Source organism: Dechloromonas sp. ZY10, from assembly GCF_041378895.1.
Lineage (GTDB): Bacteria > Pseudomonadota > Gammaproteobacteria > Burkholderiales > Rhodocyclaceae > Azonexus > Azonexus aquae.
In genome coordinates this window covers 1380396-1396343 of the sequence record NZ_CP144212.1, presented here as the reverse complement: position 1 = coordinate 1396343, position 15948 = coordinate 1380396, and the positions used below count along the sequence as shown (strand labels likewise).

The window sequence follows — 15948 nt, the reverse complement described above, 5'->3', positions numbered from 1 at the left end:
CTCCCCCTCACTCGAACCAATGAGCACGTGCCTTGAGGATCAATTCCTTGGCGCGGGTCTCGTCGATCCCGGTGATTTCCATCAGTTCATCCACGGCCAGTTCGGCGAGGTCGTCGCGCGTCTTGACTTCGTGGCCGGCCAGCTTGGCCGCGATTTCCTTGCTCATCCCCTCCAGACCAATCAGGTCTTCGGAGACATTCTCCAACTGTTCTTCGGTGGCAATAGCTTCAGTCAGCAACACATTGCGCGCACGATTGCGCAATTCATTGACCAGTTCCTCGTCCAGGCCGTCGATTTCCAGCATTTCGGCGAGCGGCACGTAGGCCACTTCCTCCAACGTCGAGAAACCTTCTTCGATCAGCAGATCGGCCAGTTCCTCGTCGATATCCAGTTTTTCCATGAAGGTTACGCGGGTTACCGCGTGCTCGGCCTCAGCCTTCTTCTCGGATTCATCCTGCGTCATCAGGTTGATCGTCCAGCCAGTCAGCTCGGAAGCCAGGCGGACATTCTGGCCGCTACGACCAATTGCGATCGCCAGGTTGTCTTCGTCGACGACCACGTCCATCGCATGCTTTTCCTCGTCAACCACGATCGACGAGACTTCGGCCGGCGACAGCGCGCCGATCACGAACTGGGCGGGGTCGGCCGACCACAGCACGATATCGACGTTCTCGCCGCCGACTTCGTTGCGCACAGCAGTAACGCGCGAACCGCGCAGACCGACACAGGTACCGATTGGATCAACCCGCGGGTCATTCGATTTGACGGCGATCTTGGCGCGCAGACCGGGATCACGAGCGCAGGCTTTGAGCTCCATCAGGCCATCGGCGATTTCCGGCACTTCCAGCGCGAACAACTGGATCACGAATTCCGGCGCGGTGCGCGACAGAATGATCTGAGGACCACGGGCACCACGGTCAACACGCAGCAAATAGGCTTTTACCCGGTCACCGACGCGCAGGTTCTCTTTCGGAATCATCTGGTCGCGCGGCAACAGCGCCTCGACCTTACCGGCTTCAACGATGGCATTACCGCGCTCCATGCGCTTGATCGTGCCGGAAACCACGTGCTCCTTGCGGTCCAGGAAGTCCTGCAGGATCTGTTCACGCTCGGCATCGCGGATCCGCTGCAGGATCACCTGCTTGGCGGCTTGCGCACCGATCCGGCCGAAGTCAATCGGCTCCAGGGGTTCTTCGAGAAAATCACCGACTTCGATTTCACTGTCGTCCTTTTGCGCATCCGACAGCGGAATCTGCAGATATTCGTTGACGTACTCGTCGTCAGCAACGACTTGCCAGCGACGGAAGGAGTCGTAGTTCCCGGTATTGCGATCAATCGAGACCCGGACATCGGCCTCGTCGTGAATGCGTTTTTTGGTCGCCGAAGCCAGCGCCAATTCCAGCGCGCCGAAAACGATTTCCTTGTTGACGTTCTTTTCGCGGGCCAGAGCATCGACCAGCAGCAACATTTCACGGCTCATGGGCTAAAACCTCCTGGTACTTCAGTCGAAACGCGGCACCAGACGTGCCTTTTCGATATTGGTGAATTCGAGTTCCACGTCTTCCTGCTTGCCGTCCTGCTTCAGGCGCAAAGCAACCTTGCCGCCCTCGCAACCAAGCAGCTCGCCCTGGAAATTGCGGCGATTGTTCTGGGGAATGCGAATCTTGATCTGAATATCCTGGCCGGCGAAGCGGGCAAAATCAGCCTCTTTCTTGACCACGCGATCCATCCCCGGCGAGGAAATCTCAAGCCGGTCGTAATCGATATTCTCGACCTCGAAGAGGCGGGTCAGCTGATTGGACACCTTGGCGCAATCCTCGACGTCGATCCCGCCCTCGCGCTCCGGTGCGTCAATGAAGACACGAATGGTGCGCGCCCGAGGCGACATTTCGACGTCGACCAGCTCGTAACCCAGGCCGGTCACGGTCGTTTCGATCAGAGAGTTCAAATCCATAGCCACAAATAAAAAATGGGCGAAACGCCCACCCCAGAGTAAAAGATGATGCCTTGCCACCCCGTCGCAGACACGCAAAGGACGCAGCAAGTGGAACAAACCCACGGATTATAACGGTTTTTTAATCTTCCGTAAATGTTGCAGCGGGAAAACAGGGGCTGCGACCACCGCCACACCCCCTTGCATCGCTTAGCCGTTCTGCGGCGACGGGCTTGCCGCCAGGACCTTGAGCAATTGCTTGATCTCGGCCTCATTGAGTTCGCGGCAGCGCCCGCGCTTTAGCTGCGGCGGCAGCACGAAGGGACCGTAACGCACCCGGATCAGGCGGCTGACCGTGCAGCCAACCGCCTCGAACATCCGCCGTACTTCGCGATTGCGCCCTTCAAAAATAGTCACCCGATACCATTTGTTCGCTCCTTCGCCACCGGCATCGACCAGGGCGCCGAAATTGGCCGGGCCGTCTTCCAGTTCGACGCCGTTGAGCAATTGCTGCTGCGCCTCCATGGTCAACTCACCCAGAACCCGCACCGCGTACTCACGGACCAACTGCGAGCTCGGATGCATCAGTTTGTTGGCCAGATCACCAGAGGTGGTAAACAGCAACAGCCCCGAAGTATTGAAATCGAGACGCCCGACGTTGATCCAGCGCCCACCACGCATCCGCGGCAATGCGGCAAACACCGAGGGACGACCATCCGGATCGTCGCGCGAGACGATCTCGCCTTCCGGCTTGTGATACATCAGCACGCGCGGCGGGCGGGAACTGCCGGTAAAGCGAATATTGATCAGGCGACCGCCGATCTTGACCTTGTCGGTCGGCACCACGGACTGGCCGAGGTGCGCCACCTCACCGTTGACGCTGACCTTGCCGGCCGCAATCCACTCTTCCATTTCGCGGCGCGAGCCGACCCCGGCCTGGGCCAGAATCTTTTGCAGACGCTCTGGCTTGGCCTCCGGCAAGGGCTTGCCATTGCGGCCGATGTTGCCGCGATGCGCCCGTCCGGTCGGTGGCGGCTTGCGATTACCACGCTGCGGCGCAGCAACAGCGGCCGAGGTGGAAGGTGCGGCCTCGCCACCGTCGTCCGTGACATATTCACGGTCGACGCGGCTTTCGCCCTGATTTTCCCTACCGGGCGTCTTCGACGACGGGCGGAAGGGGGTACGTTTGGCCTTCATGCTTCAAGCTCCAGGTTTTGTGCGATCTGTTCCAGCGGCGGTAACTCACTCACCGAACGCAAGCCCAGATCATCAAGAAATTGTTTGGTCGTCGCCAGCAAGGCCGGACGCCCGGGTGTTTCACGATGCCCGACGACATCGATCCAGCCACGCTCCTCCAGCGTCTTGATCACATTGCTATTGACCGTGACACCGCGAATCTCCTCGATGTCGCCGCGGGTCACCGGTTGACGGTAGGCGATGATTGCCAGGGTTTCCAGTACCGCCCGCGAATATTTCGGCGGCTTTTCCGGATTCAGCCGTTCAAGATACGGCAAATACTCGGCTCGGGTGCGGAAACGCCAACCCGAGGCCAGCTGGACCAGTTCCACCGGCCGTTCGGCGTATTCGCCGCGCAACTGGTCAAGCAGCTTGCGCAGCAGGTCGGTCGACACATCCTCGTCGAACATCTTGCGCATTTCCAGCGGCGTCATCGGCTCGCGTGCCGCCAGCAGTGCCGCCTCCAGCACCCGCTGAATCCGCAACAGATCGAGTTCAGCTGACATCATCGTCCTCCGGCAACGGCGCCGGTTCGCCGTCGCTGACGTTCACATAGATCGGGGCAAAGGCCTCGGTCTGGGTGATTTTGATCAGTTTTTCACGCCCCAGCTCAAGCATTGCCAAGAAGTGGACCACCAGTCCTGGCACGCCCATTTCCGGATCGAAAATATCCTCGAAACGGACAAAACCGCCACGCTCCTGCAGGCAGCGCAGGATGATCCCCATGTGCTCGCGCACCGAGAGTTCCTCGCGGCTGATTTTGTGATTGCGGCTCAGCTTGGCCTGGCGCACCACCGCCATCCAGGCTTCCTTGATGTCGTCGAGCGACACCTCGGGGAGACGGACCAGCAGCGATTTCTCGACCAGGGTTTCGACCCAGAAGAACTCGCGCTCGGCCTGCGGCATTTCGTTCAGTTTCTGCCCGGCCAGCTTGATCTGCTCATATTCCATCAAGCGGCGGACCAGTTCGGCGCGCGGATCTTCCGCTCCCTCGCCTTCTGCCGCCTTGGGCCGGGGCAGCAACATCCGCGACTTGATCTCGATCAGCATCGCCGCCATCACCAGATATTCGGCTGCCAGTTCGAGATTGCTGGCACGCATCGCTTCAACGTAATCGAGGTACTGGCGGGTCAGCGGCGCCATCGGAATGTCGAGGATATCGACGTTGGCCTTGCGGATCAGGTAGAGCAGCAGGTCGAGCGGCCCTTCGAAGGCGTCGAGCATGACCTCAAGCGCATCCGGCGGGATGTAAAGATCCTGCGGCAACTGCTCAAGCGGCTGGCCGTAGATGCGCGCCACCGGCAGCAGCAAATCGGGCTGCACAAAGCCCTCGGGGAAGTGCACCACTTCCCCGGGATTTTCTTCTTCCAGCAGGTCGACCGTAGCCGCCGTCATCTCAGCTCGCAGCCCCCCGCCCCTGACCGCGATAGTGCAGATAGAGGTTGCGGAAGTAGATGATCAGGCCGAGCCCCTGACCGAAAATGAATACCGGATCGTTGCGATGCACCGCATAAACCGTCAGCACCACACCGCCGGCAATGCTGAAATACCAGAAGGCAACCGGCACGACAACCCGCCGTTCCTTCTCGCTCGACCACCACTGCACCACGAAGCGCATCATAAACAGGCCCTGGCCGCCAAAGCCGACAGCAATCCAGATCAGCGCCTCCCAGTCGTAACCAAATATCATCCGTTATCGCCCCAGGTTGCCATCAGTCGTAAGCCAGGCCCATTGCCTCGCGCACGTCACGCATCGTCTCGCGGGCGTACTCGCGAGCCTTCTCGCAACCGTCGGCAACGATATTGCGAACCAGCACCGGATCATCGAGATACATCTGCGCCCGCTCGCGCATCGGCGCCTGCTCCTTGAGGATGCCCTGGATGACCGGCTGCTTGCATTCGATGCAACCGATACCGGCGCTCTTGCAGCCCTGCTCCAGCGTCGCCCGGGTGGCTTCGTCGGTATACACCTGGTGCAACTGCCACACTGGGCAGCGTGCCGGATCGCCCGGATCGGTACGGCGCACGCGGTTGGTATCGGTCGGCATCGACTTGATCTTCTTGGCCACCGATTCCTCGGATTCGCGCATGGTGATCGTGTTGTGATACGACTTGGACATTTTCTGACCATCGAGACCCGGCATCTTGGATTCCGGGGTCAGCAGGTAGCCAGGCTCGACCAGAATCATCTTGCCGGTACCTTCGAGATAGCCGAACAGCCGCTCACGGTCGACTGCCGACAAATGCTGAATTTCGTTGAGCAGCGCCTTGGCCTGCTCGACCGCCTCCTTGTCGCCGTTCTGCTGGAAGCGCGTGCGCAATTCCTCGTAGAGCCGCGCCTTCTTGCCGCCCAGCTTCTTGACTGCTTCCTTGGCCTTATCCTCGAAACCCGGTTCGCGGCCGTACATGTGGTTAAAGCGGCGAGCCAGTTCGCGAGTGAATTCGACGTGCGGAATCTGGTCCTCGCCGACCGGCACCTTGTCGGCGCGATAGATCAGGATGTCGGCGCTCATCAGCAGCGGGTAGCCGAGGAAGCCGTAGGTGGTCAGGTCCTTGCCAGCCAGCTTTTCCTGCTGGTCCTTGTAGGTCGGCACCCGCTCCAGCCAGCCGAGCGGCGTCATCATCGACATCAGCAGATGCAGTTCGGCGTGCTCGGGCACCTTGGACTGGATGAACAGGGTCGCCTTGTTGGGGTCGACGCCAGCCGCCAGCCAGTCGATCAACATGTCCATTGACGACTTCTCGATCCCCTGCGGATTGTCGTAGTGGGTAGTCAACGCGTGCCAGTCGGCGACAAAGAACAGGCAGGGATACTCGTGCTGGAGCTTGACCCAGTTCTTGAGCACCCCGTGATAGTGGCCGAGGTGCAAGGCGCCGGTGGGGCGCATGCCGGAAAGGACTCGTTCTGCGTACATGATGAATTCGGTCGAAAAGTAAAAAAGCGAAAAACCCGGAAATGGAAAGGCGGATTCAGTAGAGTCCGAACAAGGACTCGATGCCGCGCGCGGCAAAGCGCACCAGCGGATTCATGATCGCACCCAGAATATCGGTAAACAACAACAGTAACAGGATCGGAAAGCCCCAGCGCTCCAACTGGGCAAAACGCCAGGCCAGCGCATGCGGCAGCAGGCTGACCGCAATCCGCCCGCCGTCAAGTGGCGGCAGCGGCAGCAGGTTGAGGACCATGAGAACGCAATTGGTGACGATCCCGATCTTGCTCATCTCGGTCAGCGGCAAGGTAAATGCGTGCTCCGGCATGACCCAGGCCAGCTTGAGCAAGGCAGCCCAGCACAGCGCCATGAACAGGTTGGCCAGTGGCCCGGCTGCCGCAACCCACAGCATGTCGCGCTTGGGCTGGCGCAGGCGACCAAAGTCGACCGGCACCGGCTTGGCGTAGCCGAACAGGAAGGACCCGCCGGAAAACAGCAGGATCGCCAGGGGCAGGACAATGGTGCCAAGCGGATCAATATGGCGCAGCGGATTGAGGCTGATCCGCCCCAGCTGCCAGGCTGTCGGATCGCCAAAATGGCGTGCCGCGTAGCCATGCGCCGCTTCGTGCAGGGTGATTGCAAAAATCACCGGCAACGCGGCAACTGCAATCATCTGGATCAGCGCATCGAAGTCCATTGCAAATTACTCCAGTCCGAACGGCGCCAACGGCCCGCGCCCGGCCCGCACCAGCTCGGCGGTACCGCTGCTCAGGTCGATCACCGTAGTCGGCTCGGTGCCGCAGTGTCCGGCATCGAGAATCCAGTCGATCTGATCCTCCAGGCGATCCTGAATTTCCCAACCTTCGGTCAGCGGCGCCTCGTCGCCCGGCAAATGCAAGGTACAGGTCAGCAGCGGCTCCCCCAATTCGGCAAGCAAGGCCAGCGCCACCGGATGATCGGGGATGCGCAGGCCGATGGTCTTGCGCTTGGGATGCATCACCCGGCGCGGCAATTCCTTGGAGCCTTCAAGGATAAACACGTAGGAACCCGGCGTCGTCGCCTTCAGCAGCCGATACTGGACGTTATCGACGCGGGCATAGTTGGCGATTTCGGAAAGATCGCGGCACATCAGCGTCAGATGGTGACGGTCGTCGATCTGGCGGATCAGGCGAATCCGGTCGAGTGCATCCTTGTCGCCGAGATGGCAGCCGAGCGCATAGCAGGAGTCGGTCGGCAAGGCGACGATCGCGCCGTTGCGAATGAATTCGACGGCTTGCACCAGCAGGCGCGGCTGCGGATTTTCAGGATGGATATTGACGACGCGGGCCATTGAACGGGAATAGGTAAAAGAGGAAAACCCAGAAGCTTATACGGAGATCGACAAATGCGACACAGCAACCGGTACTGCAGCTAGCGGAACAAGCGCCAGACCGGCTTCAGATCAAGCGGCAATTGAGCGACGCGACCAAGGTCGACATAACTTTCTTCCGGCCCATGAAAGTCCGATCCGCGCGATGCGTGGAAAGCGTAGTGCCGGGCCAACCGGGCAAAATGCAGCACATGGTCAGGCGAGTGACTGCCGCTGACCACTTCGATCCCCTGCCCGCCAAGCGCCTTGAAGTCATCGAGCAAGCGCCGCATGTCGCCTCCGGACAGTTTGTAGCGCCCCGGATGCGCCACCACCGCCACGCCGCCGGCTGCTGTAATCCAGCCCACCGCCTCCTCCAGCGTCGCCCAGCGATGATCGACATAGCCCGGCTTGCCCGGCGTCAGGTAATACTGGAACACACCGCCAACATCCTTGGCGATGCCGATCGAAACCAGGTAGCGGGCAAAATGTGCACGCGAAATCAGGTCCGGATTGGTGGCATAGCGCAGTGCCCCTTCGTAGACGCCGGGGATACCGATTGCCGCCAGGGCTTCGCCCATCCGCCGCGCCCGCTCGACCCGCCCGAGGCGCAAAGCCTCCAGTCCGCCGGACAAATCCGGATGCGCCGGATCGAAGCCGACACCGACGATATGAATCGGCGTGGTCCGCCACTCAATCGAAATTTCCACCCCCGGCACAAAGGCCAGCCCGCAATCGGCAGCGGCAGTCGCCGCCTCGGCAAGCCCGCCCAGCGTGTCATGATCGGTCAGCGCCCAGCAATCGACGCCATTGGCCGCCGCCCGACGCGCCACCTCGCCCGGCGGCAGCAAACCGTCGGAAGCGGTCGAATGACAATGGAAATCGAAATTGGCAGGCGTCACGGAAAAATCACGGCAGGGCAAAGGTTTATTTTATCACGAAGGTCCGGGCATCCCCGGCAGCCGGCAGCCGCGACGAATGGCGCAAATACCGGGGGCCAGCGGCAGCACATTCAGCCACCCCCAAAATGAGTAATCCACCCTTTGGAGATGCACCACGAAGGGGGGCAGCCGCAGCCAGTTGCTGCGAAAGTGCAACACCTACTCGATCGCCCAGTACCTCGGCATCCCGCAGGAAACCGCCCGGCGCAAGATTCGGCTGCTGATCGATCGTGGCTGGGTACTCAAGGAGAGCGACGGTTCGCTGATCATTTCTGCCGCCTGCGAGGCCGAATTCAAGCAGGAGTTCATTACCGAAACCATGCGCGATTTTGTCAGCACGGCGCGCGCGGTCTTTTCCATGCTGGGAATCGAAGTCAAACCCGAGCTCCTTCCATCGGCCCCACAGGCGCCCGAACAGCCATGAGTGCGAACAGATGAAACAGCGGCCACTGCGCGCCCTGATCGTTGACGACCTGAACGTCATTCGCCACATTTTGATGCTGACTCTGAAAAACCACGGCTTTGAAGTCATGGGCGCCAGCGAAGGCCGGGTCGCACTCGACTGGCTGGCAAAAAAACGCTTCGATCTGGTCCTCTGTGACTGGAACATGCCGCGCATGAATGGTAGCGAACTGGTCACCGCAATCCGGGCCAGGCATAAGGACATTCCCATCATCATGGTCACAGCCGAGGGCGACCCCCAACTGGTCAAGGAATTACTGGCCCTCGGGGTGAATGGCTACGTTATCAAGCCATTCCGGATTGACACCCTGCTCGCTGCAGTCAGAAAAATCTTTCCCGACCTGGAATAACCCACTCCCCCCTCACCATGAAAATCGACATTTCCAGCCAGGTCAGCAATCACCAACTGACCATCCGGATCGCCGGTCACTTTACTTTCCTGGCCCACGGCGAATTCAGGAAGTCATTTCAGGGTTTGCTGAACGAGCAGATCGCCGAAGTAACGCTCGACTTCGCCGGACTCGACTACATCGACAGTTCGGCGCTGGGATTGCTGCTGACTTTGCGGGCTGCGGCTGAAAAGCTGCCGCGCAAAATCAGGATCATCAACAGCCCCCCCAAGGTCAAAGGCATCCTCAAGATCGCCAACTTCGAGCGTCTCTTCGACATCGCCTAGCCCGCCGCCACCAACGCTCCCCAAGGGGAAAACGGCATACGGGCCAGTGACCGTAAACCATGCCGCAAACGCTGCACTCAGTCGCGGAAATAGGGTTTGAATTCCGCCGCCGGCTCGCGCTCGGAATAGATGTAGAGAACCACCCCATTCGGGTCCTGCACGGCAAAACCGCGGTCACCCCAGGGGTGATCTTCGAGTGGTACCACCGGCGTCAGGCCCGAGGCCATCAAGGCAGCGAATTCGGCATCGACATCGGCAACGCAGAAGTTGTAGGTCAACCCGGCCGGGTTGCATGGCGGCTGCTCCGGCTGCGGCGCCATGAACTGCAACGAGGCGCCGGAACCGAACTGTAGATTGACGTACCAGCCGCAATCGAAGGTGACCCGGGCGGCAAAGTGGCGCAGATAAAAATCGCGGGATGCCGCAACCTTGTCGGTAATGATGCACGGAGACAACGCTGTCGCTTGCATGATCACTCCTCTGTTCCGGGGGCCACGAAACCGGCCACCCGCTCTTTACAATGCCGCCAGTCTATTACAAATGCGTGCGCAGGACAGCGCACGTCAGCCGGGCCATCACTTTGGCAAAATTTGGCCGACAGCCACGGTCGACCGTGAAAGTCGCTGTTTTTTCCCTGCCCGCCACTGGCCATTGTGCTCGGGCAAGCTCCGCCTGCGCGGGCGGTTGCCCTCCCCCGGCTTTGCCGCTATAGTGCGCCCCGTTCTGTGGGAGAGCGCGGAGACCGCCACGGTCAACCGCCGCCGAAGGCGCAATTTCACCCGAAAACGCTCAGGCAAAAGGACCGCACAACTGCCGGCATGCCGGTAAAACTCTGGAGAGCGGCGTCAACAGCGCCCACCGATGGGGCAAATCTCTCAGGTATCGAGGACAGAGGGGTGAAACGAAAAGATCCGGCTTGCTCCGGATGTTTCCGTTTCACCCCTTTTTTCGTTTCCCAAATGGCTTTTTCAGGCCGCGAAAGGATGGATATGCTGAAGAAAACGGTTCTCAACGCCGCGCACCGCGCGCTCAATGCCCGGATGGTCGATTTTGGCGGCTGGGACATGCCGGTCAATTACGGCTCGCAGATCGAGGAACACCACGCCGTGCGTAATGATTGCGGGATGTTCGACGTCTCGCACATGTGCCCGGTCGATCTGGTCGGCGCCGACTGCCGCGCCTTCCTCTCGCGCCTGGTCGCCAACGACGTCGCCAAGCTGACCGTCTCCGGCAAGGCGCTCTACTCGGCCATGCTCAACGACGCCGGCGGCGTGATCGACGACCTGATCATCTATTTCCTGACTGACACGAAGTTCCGCATCGTGGTCAATGCCGGCACCGCCGAGAAGGATCTGGCCTGGATGCAGGCCAAGGCCGCCGAGTGGAAGCTGGATGTCAGCATCAGCCAGCGCCGCGACGGTGAAAACAATCTCGGCATCATCGCCGTGCAAGGCCCGAACGCCCGCGCCAAGGTCTGGCAGGTGCTGCCGCAGGCCAAGGCCGCGACCGAAGGGCTGAAGGCCTTCTTCGCCGCCGAAGTCGACCAGTACTTCATCGCCAGCACCGGCTACACCGGCGAAGACGGCTACGAAATCATGCTCCCGGCCGCTGAGGCCGAAGGCCTGTGGAATGCGCTGAAGGATGCCGGCGTCGCCCCCTGCGGTCTCGGCGCCCGCGACACCCTGCGCCTGGAGGCCGGGATGAATCTCTACGGCCAGGACATGGACGAGACGGTTTCGCCGCTCGACGCCGGTCTGGCCTGGACCGTCGCGATGAAAGACGCCCGCGAATTTGTCGGTAAAGCGGCGTTGACCGCAAATGGCCAGAAACAGCAGTTCCTCGGCCTGATCCTGCTCGACAAGGGCGTGCTGCGCGGCCACCAGAAGGTGGTCACCGCCCAGGGCGACGGCGAAATCACCTCCGGCTCGTTCTCGCCGACGCTGCAACAGTCGATTGCGCTGGCCCGCCTGCCGCTCGGCGTGCAGATCGGCGACGAAGTCAGCGTCGATATCCGTGGCAAACTGCTCAAGGCCAAGGTCACCAAGCCGGTCTTTGCCCGCAACGGCAAAGCGGTTCAATAAGCTCGCAAGGCTTGCACAAAATCTCACCCATTCAGGAGAAAACCATGTCCAACGTCCCGTCCAACCTCAAGTACGCCGCTTCGCACGAGTGGGTTCTCGTCAATGACGACGGCACCGTCACCATCGGCATCACCGACCACGCGCAAGAAGCGCTGGGCGATCTGGTCTTTGTCGAACTGCCGGAAGTCGGCGCGCATTACGCCGCCGAAAAGGAAATCGCCGTCGTTGAATCGGTCAAGGCCGCTGCCGACGTGTACGCCCCGATTGCCGGCACCGTCACCGAAGTAAACCAGGCCGCCGCCGACGCGCCGGAAGCGGTCAATGCCGACGCCTACGCCGCCTGGCTGTTCAAGCTGAAGCCGGACAACCTGGCCGACGTCGACGCCCTGCTCGACGCCGCCGGCTACCAGGCTGTCGCCGACGCCGCCTAAACCCAGGCTTTTACCGGCGCTTTCGCCCGCGTTTTTGCCTGCATTTTTGCCAAAAGTCCCGGCGGACCGTGAACATCACCGATACACCGGGATTTTTCCGGCCACGGCAGGCCGCGCCTGCTGCCCGGCCGCCGCTGGCTGGCCCGAACCGGCGCCAACACCGCCGCGCAGGCCGCGACCACAGCAAACAGACTGAGCCCCCGCGCCGGCCCGCCGTTTAGCCAGACCTTTACCGCCCCACCTTGCGAGACCGAATTTCCATGAGCACGCCTTCCTCGACCCTGCCGCTTGCCGCGCTGGAACAGCACGACGAATTCATTCACCGCCACATCGGCCCCTGCGCTGCCGAAGCCACCGAGATGCTGGCCGCCATCGGCGCCGAGAGCATCGAACAGCTGATCGACCAGACCGTCCCGGCGGCCATCCGCCTGCCGGCCGACCTGCCGCTGCCCGCCCCCAAGCGCGAGCACGAAGCGCTGGCCGAACTGAAGGCCATCGCCAGCAAGAACGTGATCGCCCGTTCCTGCATCGGCATGGGCTATTACGACACGCTGACGCCCAAGGTCATCCTGCGCAACGTCATGGAAAACCCCGGCTGGTACACCGCCTACACGCCCTACCAGGCCGAAATCGCCCAGGGCCGCCTGGAAGCGCTGATGAACTTCCAGCAGATGGTGGTCGACCTGACCGGTCTGGAAATCGCCAACGCCTCGCTGCTCGACGAAGCCACCGCCGCCGCCGAAGCGATGACCATGGCCCGCCGCGCCTCCAAGTCCAAGTCCAACCGCTTCCTGGTCGACGCCAACTGCTTCCCGCAGACCATCGACGTGGTCAAGACCCGCGCCGGCTATTTCGGCTTCGAGCTGGTGATCGACACGGTCGACGCGCAAAAAGATCAAGAATTCTTCGGCGCCCTGCTGCAATACCCGGGCGACAACGGCGAAGTGCGCGACCTCACCGACGTGATCGCCAGCCTCAAGGCCAAGGGCGCCTGTGTCGCCGTCGCCACCGACCTGATGGCGCTGGTGCTGCTCAAATCGCCGGGCGCGATGGGCGCCGACATCGCCCTCGGTTCCAGCCAGCGCTTCGGCATCCCGATGGGCTTCGGCGGCCCGCACGCCGCCTTCTTCGCCACCCGCGAAGCCAACGTCCGCTCGATGCCGGGCCGCATCATCGGCGTCTCCAAAGATGCGCGCGGCAAGACCGCCTACCGCATGACGCTGCAGACGCGCGAACAGCACATCCGCCGCGAAAAGGCCAACTCCAACATCTGTACCTCGCAGGTGCTGCTCGCCAACATGGCCGGCATGTACGCCGTCTATCACGGCCCGCAAGGCTTGCAGACCATCGCCCAGCGCGTCCACCGCCTGACCGGTATTCTGGTCGAAGGCCTGAAAAAAGCCGGCGTGACCGTGTCGACCGTGAATTTCTTCGACACCGTGCAGATTCGCACCGACAAGACCGTCGCCGGCTACAACCTGCGTCCGGTGGCGCCGGGCGTGCAAGGCATTTCGCTCGACGAAACCAGCACCGCCGCCGATGTCGCCGCGCTGCTGCAAGGCCTCACCGGCCAGCAGTTTGATCTTGCCGCCCTCGACGCCGCCGCTGCCGCCAACAGCCCGCTGACGGGTCTGCTGCGCGCCGACGCCGTGCTCACCCACCCGGTGTTCAACACCCACCACACCGAGCACGAAATGCTGCGCTACCTGAAGGCGCTGCAGAACAAGGACCTGGCGCTCGACCACTCGATGATCTCGCTCGGCTCCTGCACCATGAAGCTGAACGCCACCAGCGAAATGATCCCGGTCACCTGGCCGGAATTCGGCGGCATTCATCCGTTTGCCCCGGCCGAGCAGACCGCCGGCTATCTGGAAATGATCGCCAGCCTGACCGACTGGCTGAAGACCGTGACCGGCTTCGACGCCATCTGCATGCAGCCGAACTCCGGCGCCCAGGGCGAATACGCCGGCCTGGTGGCGATTGCCCGCTACCACGCCAGCCGTGGCGAAGCCCACCGCAACGTCTGCCTGATCCCGAAGTCGGCGCACGGCACCAACCCGGCCACCGCCCAGATGTGCAACATGAAGGTCGTCGTCGTCGATTGCGACGACAACGGTAACGTCGATGTCGCCGACCTGAAGGCCAAGGCCGAAGCCCACGCCAAGGACCTCGCCTGCCTGATGCTGACCTACCCGTCCACCCACGGCGTGTTTGAAGAGGCGGTGATGGACATCTGCGCGATCATCCACCAGTACGGCGGCCAGGTGTACATGGACGGCGCCAACCTCAACGCCCAGGTCGGCCTGACCTCGCCCGGCTTCATCGGCGCCGACGTCAGCCACATGAACCTGCACAAGACCTTCGCCATCCCGCACGGCGGCGGCGGACCGGGCATGGGCCCGATCGGTCTCAAGGCCCACCTCGCCCCGTTCATGGCCGACCACGCCGTCACCCCGACCGGCGCTGCCGACCGCGTGAACAAGGGCCAGGGCGCGGTCTCGGCCGCTCCGTTCGGTTCAGCCTCCATCCTCAACATTTCGTGGATGTACCTGAACATGCTGGGCGGCGAAGGCGTCAAGAAAGCCACCCAGTTCGCCATCCTCAACGCCAACTACGTGGCCACCCAGCTCAAGGACCACTACCCGGTGCTCTACGTCGGCCGCCAGGGCCGCGTGGCGCATGAGTGCATCCTCGACATCCGCCCGATCAAGGCCGCCACCGGCATCGCCGAAATCGACATCGCCAAGCGCCTGATGGACTACGGCTTCCACGCCCCGACGGTCTCCTTCCCGGTCGCCGGCACGATCATGGTTGAGCCGACCGAATCCGAATCGAAGGCCGAACTCGACCGCTTCATCGCCGCGATGATCAGCATCCGCAAGGAAATCGCCCGCATTGAAGCTGGCGAACTGCCGGCCGACAACAACCCGCTGAAGAACGCCCCGCACTCGCAGGCGGACGTGATTTTGGGTGATAGCGAAGGCGAGTGGAACCGCCCCTATAGCCGCGAAGAAGCCGTCTTCCCGCTGGACTGGGTCAAAGCCAACAAGTTCTGGCCGAGCGTCAACCGCATCGACGATGTGTACGGCGACCGCAACCTCAACTGCGCCTGCCCGCCGATGGACGCTTACGCCGACTAAGGCCAGGGCATTCCTGCAGGCAAAAACGGCCTCTGTGTGAGGCCGTTTTTTATGGCGGAATAGCTACGCCCCCATCACGCAGCCGGTATTCAGGCCAGCCAGTTTTCAACGAGCAAGCCCGGCACGCGGGAAAACTCGCGAACATTGTCGGTCACCAGCACCGCCCCCAGCGTCAGGGCCTGCGCGGCAATCAACAGATCGTTCGGGCCAATCGGCTGCCCCATCGCTTCCAAGGCCGCCCGGATACGTCCGTAATGAACCGCAACCTCGGCATTCAAATCAGGCACCGGCAAGTGAGCGACCAGTAGCGACAGGGCGGCGCGATTTACCTCCGGCCGCTGGCTCTTGGCAATCCCGAACTCCAGTTCGCACAACACCACCGGCGAAAGGAGCAAAGCCTGCGCCGGCAACTGCGCCAGGCGCGCCCGCGCCTCGGGCCGCCCTTTGCTCAGCGCAATCACGATATGGGTATCGAGCAGGTATTTCATGCGTCAAGATCAGGTGCATCCAGCGCCACAGCCACCTCGGCGGGCACCTCAATCTCCAGCCCCCCCAGCGCCCACACGGTCGAAAAAACGTCTGCCGCCGTCTTTGCCGGCTGCTCGGCCACCAGACGAACTACCGCCTGACCGCGCCGGGTGATCACCACCTCCTCACCTTGGCACGCCAGATCAATCAGATGAGAAAGCTCGGCCTTGGCTTTTGCAAGCGGAACGGTTTGCATGCGCCAGCTCCTTTAATTGGTCAATTGACTATGTTTTAGGCCAAGA

19 protein-coding genes and 2 riboswitches are annotated in these 15948 nt (G+C 61.8%); of the genes, 6 read left to right on the top strand and 13 right to left on the bottom strand.

The features are described 5' to 3' along the window. Positions 1-7: 7 nt before the first annotated feature. From nusA to VX159_RS06300, 10 genes are all read right to left on the bottom strand, one after another. Complete coding sequence (gene nusA, locus VX159_RS06345) at positions 8-1480, bottom strand: transcription termination factor NusA (RefSeq protein WP_371325131.1); 1473 nt, start codon at positions 1478-1480, stop codon at positions 8-10. A gap of 21 nt (positions 1481-1501) precedes the next feature. Next, positions 1502-1954 (bottom strand): ribosome maturation factor RimP, encoded by a 453-nt coding sequence (gene rimP / locus VX159_RS06340; RefSeq protein WP_371325130.1) that lies wholly within the window; start codon positions 1952-1954, stop codon positions 1502-1504. A 189-nt stretch (positions 1955-2143) separates the two neighbouring features. Beyond that, the gene (rluB, locus tag VX159_RS06335) at positions 2144-3130 is read right to left on the bottom strand and encodes a 23S rRNA pseudouridine(2605) synthase RluB (protein WP_371325129.1); all 987 of its coding nucleotides are present in this window, start codon (positions 3128-3130) and stop codon (positions 2144-2146) included. Further along, the gene (gene scpB, locus VX159_RS06330; protein WP_371325128.1) at positions 3127-3675 is read right to left on the bottom strand and encodes an SMC-Scp complex subunit ScpB; all 549 of its coding nucleotides are present in this window, start codon (positions 3673-3675) and stop codon (positions 3127-3129) included. Before scpB ends, rluB begins: the two co-directional genes overlap by 4 nt. Next, entirely contained in the window at positions 3665-4564 is a 900-nt protein-coding gene (locus tag VX159_RS06325; RefSeq protein WP_371325127.1) for a ScpA family protein, read from the bottom strand. Before VX159_RS06325 ends, scpB begins: the two co-directional genes overlap by 11 nt. Before the next feature lies 1 nt (position 4565). After that, complete coding sequence (locus tag VX159_RS06320) at positions 4566-4859, bottom strand: lipid-A-disaccharide synthase N-terminal domain-containing protein (protein WP_371325126.1); 294 nt, start codon at positions 4857-4859, stop codon at positions 4566-4568. 22 nt (positions 4860-4881) lie between these two features. After that, on the bottom strand, positions 4882-6084 hold the full coding sequence (locus VX159_RS06315; RefSeq protein WP_371325125.1) for a tryptophan--tRNA ligase: 1203 nt from the start codon (positions 6082-6084) through the stop codon (positions 4882-4884). 55 nt (positions 6085-6139) lie between these two features. Beyond that, a complete protein-coding gene (locus tag VX159_RS06310; protein ID WP_371325124.1) occupies positions 6140-6796 on the bottom strand; it encodes a site-2 protease family protein in 657 nt (218 codons plus the stop codon). Between the two features lie 6 nt (positions 6797-6802). After that, on the bottom strand, positions 6803-7429 hold the full coding sequence (locus VX159_RS06305; protein ID WP_371325123.1) for an L-threonylcarbamoyladenylate synthase: 627 nt from the start codon (positions 7427-7429) through the stop codon (positions 6803-6805). 80 nt (positions 7430-7509) lie between these two features. Next, positions 7510-8349, bottom strand: a complete 840-nt coding sequence (locus tag VX159_RS06300) for a 3',5'-nucleoside bisphosphate phosphatase (RefSeq protein ID WP_371325122.1) — start codon at positions 8347-8349, stop codon at positions 7510-7512. Positions 8350-8527: 178 nt separating this feature from the next. Here VX159_RS06300 and VX159_RS06295 point away from each other — a divergent pair, with 178 nt between their 5' ends. From VX159_RS06295 to VX159_RS06285, 3 genes are read left to right on the top strand one after another with little or no spacing between them, the layout of a single operon-like run. Further along, the gene (locus VX159_RS06295) at positions 8528-8812 is read left to right on the top strand and encodes a hypothetical protein (protein ID WP_371325121.1); all 285 of its coding nucleotides are present in this window, start codon (positions 8528-8530) and stop codon (positions 8810-8812) included. 10 nt (positions 8813-8822) lie between these two features. Beyond that, positions 8823-9200: a response regulator gene (locus tag VX159_RS06290; RefSeq protein WP_371325120.1), complete on the top strand. Its 378-nt coding sequence runs from the start codon at positions 8823-8825 to the stop codon at positions 9198-9200. 17 nt (positions 9201-9217) lie between these two features. After that, positions 9218-9526: an STAS domain-containing protein gene (locus VX159_RS06285; protein WP_371325119.1), complete on the top strand. Its 309-nt coding sequence runs from the start codon at positions 9218-9220 to the stop codon at positions 9524-9526. Between the two features lie 77 nt (positions 9527-9603). Here VX159_RS06285 and VX159_RS06280 read toward each other — a convergent pair whose 3' ends face one another. Next, on the bottom strand, positions 9604-9996 hold the full coding sequence (locus VX159_RS06280; protein WP_371325118.1) for a VOC family protein: 393 nt from the start codon (positions 9994-9996) through the stop codon (positions 9604-9606). Positions 9997-10242: 246 nt separating this feature from the next. After that, positions 10243-10341, top strand: a riboswitch (glycine riboswitch). 7 nt (positions 10342-10348) lie between these two features. Beyond that, positions 10349-10428, top strand: a riboswitch (glycine riboswitch). An 87-nt stretch (positions 10429-10515) separates the two neighbouring features. Here VX159_RS06280 and gcvT point away from each other — a divergent pair. The 3 genes from gcvT to gcvP all read left to right on the top strand — a co-directional run bounded on the left by gcvT (position 10516) and on the right by gcvP (position 15178). Then, the gene (gene gcvT, locus VX159_RS06275) at positions 10516-11607 is read left to right on the top strand and encodes a glycine cleavage system aminomethyltransferase GcvT (protein ID WP_371325117.1); all 1092 of its coding nucleotides are present in this window, start codon (positions 10516-10518) and stop codon (positions 11605-11607) included. Between the two features lie 44 nt (positions 11608-11651). Beyond that, a complete protein-coding gene (gene gcvH / locus VX159_RS06270) occupies positions 11652-12038 on the top strand; it encodes a glycine cleavage system protein GcvH (RefSeq protein ID WP_290896156.1) in 387 nt (128 codons plus the stop codon). Between the two features lie 260 nt (positions 12039-12298). Continuing rightward, positions 12299-15178 carry an aminomethyl-transferring glycine dehydrogenase gene (gene gcvP / locus VX159_RS06265; RefSeq protein WP_371325116.1) on the top strand — a complete coding sequence of 960 codons (2880 nt, stop codon included), beginning with the start codon at positions 12299-12301 and terminating at the stop codon, positions 15176-15178. Positions 15179-15267: 89 nt separating this feature from the next. On the opposite strand, the gene VX159_RS06260 is transcribed toward gcvP, so the two are convergent. Together VX159_RS06260 and VX159_RS06255 are read right to left on the bottom strand one after the other, a co-directional pair. Then, positions 15268-15666, bottom strand: coding sequence for a type II toxin-antitoxin system VapC family toxin (locus VX159_RS06260; RefSeq protein WP_371325115.1), 399 nt, complete (start codon positions 15664-15666; stop codon positions 15268-15270). Continuing rightward, the gene (locus VX159_RS06255) at positions 15663-15902 is read right to left on the bottom strand and encodes a type II toxin-antitoxin system Phd/YefM family antitoxin (RefSeq protein WP_371325114.1); all 240 of its coding nucleotides are present in this window, start codon (positions 15900-15902) and stop codon (positions 15663-15665) included. Before VX159_RS06255 ends, VX159_RS06260 begins: the two co-directional genes overlap by 4 nt. Positions 15903-15948: the final 46 nt, after the last annotated feature.

Coding starts and splice junctions, on each gene's coding strand:
- VX159_RS06290 (WP_371325120.1), top strand. CDS start 8,823: ATGAAACAGCGGCCACTGCGCGCCCTGATCGTTGACGACCTGAACGTC.
- rluB (WP_371325129.1), bottom strand. CDS start 3,130: ATGAAGGCCAAACGTACCCCCTTCCGCCCGTCGTCGAAGACGCCCGGT.
- VX159_RS06320 (WP_371325126.1), bottom strand. CDS start 4,859: ATGATATTTGGTTACGACTGGGAGGCGCTGATCTGGATTGCTGTCGGC.
- VX159_RS06280 (WP_371325118.1), bottom strand. CDS start 9,996: ATGCAAGCGACAGCGTTGTCTCCGTGCATCATTACCGACAAGGTTGCG.
- scpB (WP_371325128.1), bottom strand. CDS start 3,675: ATGTCAGCTGAACTCGATCTGTTGCGGATTCAGCGGGTGCTGGAGGCG.
- nusA (WP_371325131.1), bottom strand. CDS start 1,480: ATGAGCCGTGAAATGTTGCTGCTGGTCGATGCTCTGGCCCGCGAAAAG.
- VX159_RS06315 (WP_371325125.1), bottom strand. CDS start 6,084: ATGTACGCAGAACGAGTCCTTTCCGGCATGCGCCCCACCGGCGCCTTG.
- gcvH (WP_290896156.1), top strand. CDS start 11,652: ATGTCCAACGTCCCGTCCAACCTCAAGTACGCCGCTTCGCACGAGTGG.
- rimP (WP_371325130.1), bottom strand. CDS start 1,954: ATGGATTTGAACTCTCTGATCGAAACGACCGTGACCGGCCTGGGTTAC.
- VX159_RS06305 (WP_371325123.1), bottom strand. CDS start 7,429: ATGGCCCGCGTCGTCAATATCCATCCTGAAAATCCGCAGCCGCGCCTG.
- VX159_RS06255 (WP_371325114.1), bottom strand. CDS start 15,902: ATGCAAACCGTTCCGCTTGCAAAAGCCAAGGCCGAGCTTTCTCATCTG.
- gcvP (WP_371325116.1), top strand. CDS start 12,299: ATGAGCACGCCTTCCTCGACCCTGCCGCTTGCCGCGCTGGAACAGCAC.
- gcvT (WP_371325117.1), top strand. CDS start 10,516: ATGCTGAAGAAAACGGTTCTCAACGCCGCGCACCGCGCGCTCAATGCC.
- VX159_RS06310 (WP_371325124.1), bottom strand. CDS start 6,796: ATGGACTTCGATGCGCTGATCCAGATGATTGCAGTTGCCGCGTTGCCG.
- VX159_RS06325 (WP_371325127.1), bottom strand. CDS start 4,564: ATGACGGCGGCTACGGTCGACCTGCTGGAAGAAGAAAATCCCGGGGAA.
- VX159_RS06260 (WP_371325115.1), bottom strand. CDS start 15,666: ATGAAATACCTGCTCGATACCCATATCGTGATTGCGCTGAGCAAAGGG.
- VX159_RS06285 (WP_371325119.1), top strand. CDS start 9,218: ATGAAAATCGACATTTCCAGCCAGGTCAGCAATCACCAACTGACCATC.